The organism is Blastococcus sp. MG754426, from assembly GCF_021699055.1.
In the GTDB taxonomy this organism is placed as follows: domain Bacteria; phylum Actinomycetota; class Actinomycetes; order Mycobacteriales; family Geodermatophilaceae; genus Blastococcus.
Genome location: NZ_SSXC01000111.1, coordinates 1 through 9,259, shown reverse-complemented (window position 1 = coordinate 9,259; position 9,259 = coordinate 1). Strand labels below are relative to the sequence as shown.

9 protein-coding genes are annotated in these 9,259 nt (G+C 77.0%); 2 read left to right on the top strand and 7 right to left on the bottom strand.

Annotated elements, in window-relative coordinates:
• The first annotated feature begins 255 nt into the window (after positions 1-255).
• Positions 256-471: a hypothetical protein gene (locus E9549_RS21580; RefSeq protein WP_236828647.1), complete on the top strand. Its 216-nt coding sequence runs from the start codon at positions 256-258 to the stop codon at positions 469-471.
• A 123-nt stretch (positions 472-594) separates the two neighbouring features.
• Here the strand turns inward: E9549_RS21580 and mftG are convergent, their stop codons facing one another.
• The 3 genes from mftG to E9549_RS21565 are packed head-to-tail and all read right to left on the bottom strand — an operon-like array spanning position 595 to position 4,293.
• Positions 595-2,121, bottom strand: coding sequence for a mycofactocin system GMC family oxidoreductase MftG (gene mftG, locus E9549_RS21575; RefSeq protein ID WP_236828646.1), 1,527 nt, complete (start codon positions 2,119-2,121; stop codon positions 595-597).
• Positions 2,114-3,427 carry a class I adenylate-forming enzyme family protein gene (locus tag E9549_RS21570; RefSeq protein WP_236828645.1) on the bottom strand — a complete coding sequence of 438 codons (1,314 nt, stop codon included), beginning with the start codon at positions 3,425-3,427 and terminating at the stop codon, positions 2,114-2,116. Before E9549_RS21570 ends, mftG begins: the two co-directional genes overlap by 8 nt.
• Positions 3,424-4,293 (bottom strand): MBL fold metallo-hydrolase, encoded by an 870-nt coding sequence (locus E9549_RS21565; protein WP_236828644.1) that lies wholly within the window; start codon positions 4,291-4,293, stop codon positions 3,424-3,426. Before E9549_RS21565 ends, E9549_RS21570 begins: the two co-directional genes overlap by 4 nt.
• Before the next feature lie 58 nt (positions 4,294-4,351).
• Between E9549_RS21565 and E9549_RS21560 the strand changes: the two genes are divergently transcribed.
• The gene (locus tag E9549_RS21560; RefSeq protein ID WP_236828643.1) at positions 4,352-4,894 is read left to right on the top strand and encodes a hypothetical protein; all 543 of its coding nucleotides are present in this window, start codon (positions 4,352-4,354) and stop codon (positions 4,892-4,894) included.
• 70 nt (positions 4,895-4,964) lie between these two features.
• On the opposite strand, the gene E9549_RS21555 is transcribed toward E9549_RS21560, so the two are convergent.
• From E9549_RS21555 to E9549_RS21540, 4 genes are all read right to left on the bottom strand, one after another.
• Positions 4,965-6,329, bottom strand: coding sequence for a M23 family metallopeptidase (locus E9549_RS21555; protein WP_236828642.1), 1,365 nt, complete (start codon positions 6,327-6,329; stop codon positions 4,965-4,967).
• Between the two features lie 160 nt (positions 6,330-6,489).
• Entirely contained in the window at positions 6,490-7,299 is an 810-nt protein-coding gene (locus E9549_RS21550) for an ATP-binding cassette domain-containing protein (protein WP_236828641.1), read from the bottom strand.
• Positions 7,296-8,297: an ABC transporter permease gene (locus E9549_RS21545; protein WP_236828640.1), complete on the bottom strand. Its 1,002-nt coding sequence runs from the start codon at positions 8,295-8,297 to the stop codon at positions 7,296-7,298. The genes E9549_RS21550 and E9549_RS21545 overlap by 4 nt, the downstream gene beginning before the upstream one ends.
• A 53-nt stretch (positions 8,298-8,350) precedes the next feature.
• The coding region (locus E9549_RS21540; protein WP_236828639.1) for a sugar ABC transporter substrate-binding protein at positions 8,351-9,259 on the bottom strand (909 nt) is incomplete at its 5' end.

Below are 9,259 nucleotides of genomic sequence, written 5' to 3'. Positions count from 1 at the left end.
GCCACCAGCCGCCCGGCAGCTGCCGCCAGATCCGGCACCGGGCCCTCCCCTCGATCGACGGCGGCTGCCCTACCCGCCCGCGCACCCCCGCCATGCACGTCCCCGCCGCCGCGCTCCAGCGCCGGCCAGGGCGAGAGGTGACGAGGCCGGTGGTGCGCGCTGGGAGAACCGCGGGTGAACTCTGCGGAACTCGGCGCGCATCTTCGGGTACTTCTGCCCGGTGACAGCGCGGGTTCGGGCGCCTACGTTGAGCACATGCTCTCGACGCTCCTGGTCATCGGCGGTGTGCTGGTCGGTCTGCTCGTGCTGCTGGCCGTGATCGTGAGCCTGAGCGCCCGCCCCGCGACCACCAGCCGCGGCGCGCAGAGCGGGCCGCGGACGCCGGACTGGGCCGCCGACGCCGGCCGGCCGCACCCCGACGCCTGGTCGGCCCCGACCCTCTCCACCAGCGAGATGCCCGCCGTCCGCTGACCCCACGAGCCCGGGTCCCGGCGGCTGCATCCACGCGCCGCCGGGACCCGCGTGCGTCCACACCCGGGGGGCGACGCGCGGGACGAGCCGCGCACGAGGGCGACGTCGAGCCGCTGCCGGACCTCAGCCGGTCATGAGCTCGGCCGCCCGCTCCCCGACGAGCACCGCGGTGGCCGCCGGCCCCCGGCTGGGCACCCACGGCAGCACCGAGGTGTCGGCCACCCGCAGCCCCTCGACTCCCCGCACCCGGAGCTCCTGGTCCACGACGGCCCCCGGATCGCCCTCCGGGCCCATGCGGGCGCTCCCGGACAGGTGCACCGCGGTGGTCAGGCGGGCGGTGATCCACGCGTCGAGCGCGGCGTCGTCGGCGAGGACCGCCGCGGCCGGCTCGCCCGCCGGGGCGCCCACCTCCGCGAGCGCGCGCGTGCGCAGCAGGTCCGCGGCCAGCCGCACCCCTTCCCGCATGCGCCGCCGGTCGGCCTCCTCCACCAGGTGGCCGTACTCCGCGACCGGCGGGGCGGCCGGGTCGGCTCCGGCGAGCACCAGCCGCCCCCGGCCCACGGTCCGCTGCAGCGCCACCCCGACCTCGACCACCGCGTCCCCGGGTACGGCGCGGCCGGTCATCACCTGGGCGAACGGCGCCAGCCAGGGCAGCACCTCGAGGTCGCCCGGCAGCTCGGCCCCGGCCGACGTCGCGTGCAGGACGCCGTCCAGCGGTGCGCCGCCGGGCGCCGCGCCGGTACCGGCCCGGGCACGGAACGGGAGGTAGACCAGCGGGTGGTCCGAGCACCCCGCACCCACGCCGGGTGCGCCCACCAGCACGTCCAGGCCGGCCGCCCGCAGCCGATCGGGCGGGCCGATGCCGGACAGCAGCAGCAGGTGCGCCGAGCCCACCGCGCCGGCGGAGAGCACCACCTCGTCGGCGCGGACGTCGCCGCCGGCCGTCCGCACCCCCACCGCGCGGCCCCGCTCGACGAGCACGCGCAGCACCCGGGTGCCCCCGCGGACGGTGAGCCCCGGGTGCCCGCGCCGCGGGGCCAGGTAGGCCGTGGCGGTGCTGATCCGCTCGCCGTCGACCACGTTGCGCGGCAGCGGGCCGTAGCCGGGGGCCCCGCCGCCGTTCTTGTCCGGCTCGGCGGGCAGCCCCAGCTCCTCGGCCGCCGCCGCGAACGCCCGCGCGAGGGGTGGTCCCCCGGCGGGGCGGGTCACCGGTACCGGGCCGTCGGCGCCGTGCCCGGGGCGGTCGCCGTACTCCCGGTCGCTCTCCAGCCGGCACAGCGCCGGGAGCAGCCGCTCCCAGGCCCACAGGTCGTTGCCGGCGGCGGCCCACCCCGCGGCGTCGGCCGGCGTCGGGCGCACGAAGTAGCCGGCGTTGACGGCGCTGGAGCCACCGCTCACCCGACCCCGGGGCACCCGCACCGCCCGCCCGCCCGGCAGCAGACCGGGCAGGTCCCAGTTGGCCGGGTGGCCGCTCACCGCGGCGCGCAGGCTGGTGGCGTCGCGCAGCTCGGCGGGCGCGGACGCCGGGTCGGGGTGGTGCGCGCCGGCCTCCAGCAGCAGCACCCGCCGTCCGGCGTCGGCCAGCCGGGCGGCCAGCGGGCAGCCCGCCGTCCCTGCCCCGACCACGACGACGTCCCAGTGCTCAGCCACCGGGCAGACCGAGCACCCCCGGCAGGTCGAGCCGACGCACCTTGCCGGTGGAGGTGCGGGGCAGCTCGGACAGCGGGTGCAGCGACTTCGGGCGCTTGGCCGGCGCGAGCCGCTCGCGGGCCCAGCCGGCCAGCTCCCCGGCCGCGGCCGGGCCCACGTAGGCCGCGACCACCCGCTGCCCCCAGTCCGGGTCCGGAACGCCGAACACCGCGCTCTCGACGACCCCCGGATGGGCATCGAGGACCGCCTCCACCTCGGCCGGGTAGACGTTCACGCCGCCGGAGATGACGAGGTCCTCCCGCCGCCCGTCCAGCCACACGGTGCCGTCGGCGTCGACCCGGCCCAGGTCGCCGACGGTCACGCGGTCGCCCTGCCACGCGGCCGCCGTCTTCTCCGGGGCCCGCCAGTACTCGAACCGCGCCCAGCGGGGCACGGCGCACCACAGCTGCCCGCGCTCGTCGGTCTCCAGCCGCCGCCCGGGCCGGGCCCGGCCGACGCTGCCCGGGTGGGCCAGCCAGTCCTCGGGCGAGCAGACGGTGAACTGCGCCTCGGTGGAGCCGTAGAACTCCCACACGCTCCCGGCGGGGAGCGCCGCCAGGACGGCGCGCTTGAGCGGCTCCGGGCACGGCGCCCCGGCGTGCACCAGCCGGCGGAAGGAGGACCAGTCGACGTCGTCGCGCGCGAGCAGCCGCTGCAGGTGGGTCGGCACGCAGAACGCCGTCGTCGGCCGCTGGTCGGAGACCACCCGCGCCGCGCGGGCGGCGTCGAAGGGCCCGGGCAGGAGCACCTCGCCGCCGGCGAGCAGCGTGTGGACGGCGAAGCGCAGCGGCGCGCTGTGGTGCAGCGGGGAGAGGACGACGTGCCGGTCCCCCGGCCCGAACTCCCACAGGTCGATCTCCTCGCCGGCCAGGGCGCGCGCGTCGTCCCCGTCCAGGACGCCGGACCACACGCCCTTGCGGCGGCCGGTCGTGCCGGAGGTGTAGTGCATGGGCCGGGCCAGCGGCACCGGGGCCAGCGGCGCCTCGGCCGCACCGAGCAGCCGCCCGGGCTCGGCACCGACGTCCAGCGCGGGTTCGGCGTCGGCGGCCAGCGCCGCCCGCTCCCCGGCCGGCAGCGCCGGATCGAGCACCACGGGCACGACGCCGGTGCGCAGCGCCCCGAGGACGACGGCCAGCAGCGCGGGCGAGGCCGCCGCCGACACCAGCAGCCGGTCGCCCTCCCGGATGCCGGCCGCAGCCAGCCCGGCGGCCGCGCGGCGCTGGTCCCGCTCGCTCTCGGCGGCCGTGACGACGGGGACGCCGGTCACGCCGGCCGCACCCGGCCGTCGCCGGTGAGCTCCACCCGGCCGTCGGCGGCCAGCTTGTCCAGCGTGGCGCGGGTCGACTGGGCGGCGGCCGGCCACACCTCGCGGGGCACGTCGGCGTAGACCGCGGCGACCAGCTCGTCGACGCCGCCGGCGCCGGCGGCCAGGGCGTCGAGCAGCTGCTGCTCGCGGTGCGCCCGGTGGGCCAGGTAGTACTCGAGCACCGCGCCCGGGTCGGTGGTCAGCTCCGGGCCGTGACCGCAGTAGAGGGCGCTGGGGCCCAGGTCGTGCACCCGCCGCAGCGACTCCAGGTAGGCCACCACGTCACCCTCGGGGTGGGTGACGACCGACGTCCCGCGCCCCAGCACGTGGTCACCCACCAGCACGGCCCCCGACTCCAGGCGGAAGGCCAGGTGGTCGGCGGTGTGGCCGGGGGTGCCGACGACGTCGATCGCCGTCCCGGCCAGGGTGAGCCGCTCGCCCGGGGCCAGCAGCCGGCCCGCCGGCCCGGCGACGTCCCCGGAGGCGGCCGCGACGGGCGCGCCGAGCCGGGCCCCCCAGGGCAGCGCCGCCTCGGCGTGGTCGCCGTGGTGGTGGGTGACCAGGACCGCGACGCAGCGCGCCGCCCGCGCGGCGAGCACCGCCTCCACGGCGGCCAGGTGCGCGGGGTCGTCCGGTCCGGGGTCGACCAGCACCGCCTGCCCGCTCCCGGGTGCGCCCACCACGTAGGTGTTCGTGCCGTCCAGGGTCATCGGCGAGGGGTTGGGCGCCAGGACGCGGGTGACCAGGGGCTCCAGCTCGGCGGTCCGCGGCAGGGTGCCGGGCGCGGGGAGCCCCCACGCGGCGCGGGGGTCGGTCGGGACGGCCACGTCGGGCACGCTAGCCGCGAGGCCCCCGGGACGCGCGACCGGCCGCTAGCCTCGGTCCATGCGCCGTTCCCTGATCCGGTCCGGGCTGCTCCCCGCCGCGGCCGCCCTCGCCCTGCTCGCCGGCTGCAGCGGCTCGGACGACGAGGGCACCACCGCCGCCGAGGAGACCACCGCGGCCGAGGAGACCACCGCCGGCGAGACCACCGCCGGTGAGACCACCGCCGGTGAGACCCCGGCCGCCGCCGGGAGCGAGTTCTGCACCGAGGCGACCGGCATCGTCGAGCGGCTCACCGGGAGCGTCACGGCCGGGAACCCCGCCGATCTGCCGCAGACCTTCCAGGGCGCGGCGCAGGAGATCCGCGCCCTCGAGGCGCCCGAGGAGCTCGCTGCGGACTGGAACGCCCTGGCCGACGGGGTCGAGCAGGTCGCGACGACCCTGCAGGGCGTCGACCCGACCGACCCGAACGCGCTGGCCACCCTCCAGGAGCAGCTCGCCCCGCTGCAGCAGCAGCTGAGCCAGTCCTCCACCAACGTGGAGCGCTACCTGGTCGACGAGTGCGGCCTGGCGCGGCCCACCGGCACGAGCGCCCCCACCAGCTAGCCCCGGCACGCGGTCGGACCCGACGGGGGCCCCGGTGCCGGGTCCAGGCCCCGGGGCGTCGACCCTCTGCTCAGCCGCCGCAGCCGCCGACGAACACCCCGCGCGCGTTGAGCCACGGCACCGGGTCCACGTGCCCGCTGTACATCTGCCCGCTGGGGTGGACCTCGAAGTGCAGGTGCGGACCGGTGGACTGCCCGCGGTTGCCCACCTCGGCGATCTTCTGCCCCGCGGACACCCGCTGGCCGGCGGCGACGAAGTACCGGTGGACGTGGCCGTACACGGTGACCGCGCCGTCGTCGCCCTCGATGTAGACCGCGTACCCGAAGCCGGTGGCGGTGCCGGCGCGCCGCACCACGCCGCTGGCGACCGCGTACACGTCGGTGCCGATCGGGGCGGCGATGTCCACGCCCCCGTGCAGGGCGCCCCAGCGCCAGCCGTAGCAGCTGGACACGCGGCCCGAGGTCGGCTTGACGTACCCGGAGCCGCTGACCGCGCCACCCCCGCCACCACCGCCGCTGCCCGCGTCGGCCCGCTCGCGGGCGGCCTCGGCCTCCGCCTCGGCCTCGCGGGCGGCGCGCTCGGCCGCCTCCCGCGCAGCGGCCTCCTCGGCCGCCTTCTGCGCGACCCACTGGTCGTAGGCGTTGCGAGCGCCCTGCAGCTCGAGGAGGTGGATCTGGGCCGCCTGGAGCTGCTGCTCGTACTGCGCTTTCTGCGTCTCGATCTCGGCGTAGGCGGCCTGCTGCGTGGCGAGCTGGGCATCGGCCTGGGCCTTGGCGGCCTCGGCGGTCTCCTCCGCGGCCGCGCGCTCGTCGCGGGTCGCCCGCGCGCTGGACTCGGCGTTGGCCTGGCGGACCCGGGCGATCTCGAACTGGCCCAGGACGTCGAGCTGGTTGGCCGCGACGTAGTCGAGCATCGCCGCGCGCTGGATCAGCTCGCCGGGGCCCTCGGCGTCGAGGAGGGCCGCGGAGCTGGTCAGGCTCCCGCCGTTCATGTAGCTGTCCCGGGAGAACTCGGCGATCCGCAGCGCCGCCGCCGCGACCGCCTCGTCGGCCGCGCGAAGCTCGTCGGCCGCCCGGTCCGCGGCCTCCTGGGCCAGCTGCAGCTCCTCCACCGCCGCCTCGTAGGCGGTGCCGGCGGCCTCGGCCAGGACCCCGACGCGCTCCAGGTCGGCCTCGGCGGTGGCGACCAGGGCCCGGATGCGGCCCACCTCCGCGGCGGCCGCCTCCTGCTGGCTGCGCGCGGCGCCGAGCTGGCCGTCGGTCGGGTTGGGCGGGGGCGCCGGGACGGCGACGGCGGGCGCGGCGGTGAGCACCAGCGCGACCCCCGCGACGACCCCGACCAGGGCGGTGCGCAGCGTGCGGGGTGAGCGGCCCGCGACGGGCCGGCGACGGCCGGCCCGCGGAGTCGCCGGTCCGTGCGGACGGCGCTGGGACATGAGCTCGCTCCCTGGGGAAGAGGGTGTGCGGTCTGGCCCGCGAACGGTCCCACTGTCACCGGGAGTCACAAAGGCAACACGCGGAGCCCACGCCGGGCCGCGCTCAGAACGTGAGGTGACCGTTCCGTCGCGGTCGGTATGTCGACAGCGGCGGCTCGGCTCAGCCGCCGGGCCGCTCCAGCTCGTGCGCGAGCGCCTCCAGCTCGGCCCCGCCGGCCATCAGCCTGGTCAGCTCCTCCCGGCTGATGTCCGTCTTGGCGAACTCCCCCAGGCTGCGCCCCCGGTTGAGCACCAGGAAGCGGTCGCCGACCGGGTGGGCGTGGTGCGGGTTGTGCGTGATGAGCACGACGCCGACGCCGCGGTCACGGGCCTGCGCCACGTACCGCAGGACGACGCCGGCCTGCTTCACGCCCAGCGCCGAGGTCGGCTCGTCGAGGATGAGCACCCGCGCCCCGAAGTGCACCGCCCGCGCGATGGCCACCGACTGCCGCTCGCCACCGGAGAGGGTGCCCACCGGCTGGTCGGGGTCGCGGATGTCGATGCCCATCGCCGCGAGCTCCCGCCGGGTGACCTCCTTGGCGCGGGCGGCGTCGAAGCGGCGCAACGGCCCCCACCCGCGGGTGGGCTCGGCCCCGAGGAAGAAGTTCCGCCAGATCGACATCAGCGGGATCATCGCCAGGTCCTGGTAGACGGTCGCGATGCCGGCGTCGAGCGCCTCGCGGGGCGAGCCGAAGGTCACCGGCGCCCCGTCGAGCAGCACCGCGCCGCGGTCGGCCGCGTGCACCCCCGCCAGCACCTTGATCAGCGTCGACTTCCCGGCGCCGTTGTCGCCCAGGACGCAGGTGACCTCCCCGGCGCGCACGGTCGCGTCGATGCCGTCGAGCGCGATCACCGACCCGTAGTCCTTGCCCACGCCGCGCAGCTCGAGCAGCGGCGGGCCGACCGGGGGCGCCACCGGCGGGGGCGTCATCGCCGTGCCGCCTCGGCGTAGCGGCGGACCAGCCGGTTGGCCAGGACGGCCAGCAGCAGCATCGCCCCGAGGAAGAAGTAGAACCAGTCGGCGTCCCAGCGCAGGTAGGGGATGCCCAGCAGGGTCATGCCGAAGATCAGCGCCCCCAGGGCGGCGCCGACCGCAGAGCCGAAGCCGCCGGTGAGCAGGCAGCCGCCGATCACCGCGGCGACGATGTAGATGAGCTCCTGGCCGATGCCGGTGTTCGCCTGGACCGACGTCAGCCGCACCGCGAGCGTCGTCCCGACGAACCAGGCCGCGGCCGCCGTCGTCATGAACAGCGCGATCGTCGTGCGCCGGGCGGGCACGCCGACGTTGCGCGCCGCGACCTCGTCCCCGCCGGTCGCGAACACCCAGTTGCCGAACCGGGTCCGCAGCAGCACCCAGCTGGCCAGCGCGGTGAACAGCACCCACCAGAGGACCGCCACCCGGACCTCGGCCCCGAGGACCTGCACGCGCGAGGCGAAGACCCACTCGGCGGCGGCGTAACCCGGTGCCTCGTCGATCTCCCCGACGGTGACCGTGCCGGTGAACAGCTTGGTCAGGCCCAGGTTCAACCCCTGGAGCATCAGGAAGGTGCCGAGCGTGATGATGAAGCTCGGCAGCCGGGTGCGGGTGACCAGCCACCCGTTGGCGAAGCCGATCGCCAGGGCCAGCACCAGCGCGGCGCCGATGGCCACCCAGATGTTCTGGCCGAGCTCGGTGGCCACGATGCCCACGGTGAGCGCCGTCGTCCCCGTCATCACGCCGGCGGAGAGGTCGAAGTGCCCGCCGATCATCAGCAGCGCGACGGCCACCGCCATGATGCCGAGCGTCGAGGCGGGGTCCAGCCAGTTCGCGATGCCCCGCGGCGAGCGGAAGACCTCGGACTGGACGGCGAAGAAGGTGAAGACGACGACCGCACCGACCAGTGCGCCGAGCTCGGGCTTGACCAGCAGCCGGCGCAGCGGGCCGGGCACGCTCAGCCGCTCGTCGACGCGCGCCCCGGCCGGGGCGGGGTCCGTGCGGGTGCTCAGCGGGTGCCCTCCGCGGCCAGGTCGGCGATCTCGTCGACGTTCTCGGCGTCCACGAAGCCCGGGCCGGTGAGGACCGGCTGCCCACCGCCGACGGTGTTCAGGTTCTCCGCGTAGAGCTTGACCATGACCACCGGCAGGTAGCCCTGCTCGTACTGCTGCTGGTCGACGGCGAAGGCGATGTCGCCGTCCTGGATGCCGCTGATGACGTCCGCGTTCAGGTCGAAGGTGGCCACGCGCGCCTCGGACCCGGCGTCCGCGGCGGCCTCGACCGCCACCGGCGCGAGCGCGGAGTTGAGCGTGAGCACCGCGTCGATGGCCGGGTCGCTCTGCAGCTGGGAGGCGATCGTCGACTGGGCGCCGGTGAGGTCGTTGATGTCCACCTGGACGACGGAGAAGGCCCCCGGCCCCCCGCCCGCCTCCGTGAAGCCCTGCTCGGCGCCCGAGCAGCGCTGGTCCAGGCCGATGTTGCCCGCCTCGTGGACGACGCAGAGCACGCTCGTCGCGCCGTCCTCGGCCAGCCGCCGGCCCGCCCCCTGGCCCGCGACCACCTCGTCCTGGCCGACGTGCCCGATCGCGCCGAACTCGGCCGAGCGGTCCCCGCCGGAGTTGACGGTGACGACGGGGATGCCGGCGCCGGTCGCCGCCTCGATCGAGTCCTGCAGGGCGTCCGGGTTGGCCATCGAGACGACGATGCCGTCCACGCCCTGGTTGACCGCGGCGTCGATGAGCTGCGCCTGGCGCTGGGGGTCGCCGTCGCTCTGGTAGTCGACGGCGATGCCGAGGTCCTCCCCGGCCGCCTCGGCGCCGTTCTGCACGACGTCCCAGAAGGCGTCGCCCGCCGAGCCGTGCGTGACCACCGCGACGGCGAGGTCGCCGCCGTCCCCGCCGCCCGAGCTCTCCCCGCC

What these genes read in the sequence shown, in the direction of transcription:
- E9549_RS21580 (WP_236828647.1), top strand. Translation starts at nt 256, where the DNA reads ATGCTCTCGACGCTCCTGGTCATCGGCGGTGTGCTGGTCGGTCTGCTC.
- E9549_RS21560 (WP_236828643.1), top strand. Translation starts at nt 4,352, where the DNA reads ATGCGCCGTTCCCTGATCCGGTCCGGGCTGCTCCCCGCCGCGGCCGCC.
- E9549_RS21555 (WP_236828642.1), bottom strand. Translation starts at nt 6,329, where the DNA reads ATGTCCCAGCGCCGTCCGCACGGACCGGCGACTCCGCGGGCCGGCCGT.
- E9549_RS21550 (WP_236828641.1), bottom strand. Translation starts at nt 7,299, where the DNA reads ATGACGCCCCCGCCGGTGGCGCCCCCGGTCGGCCCGCCGCTGCTCGAG.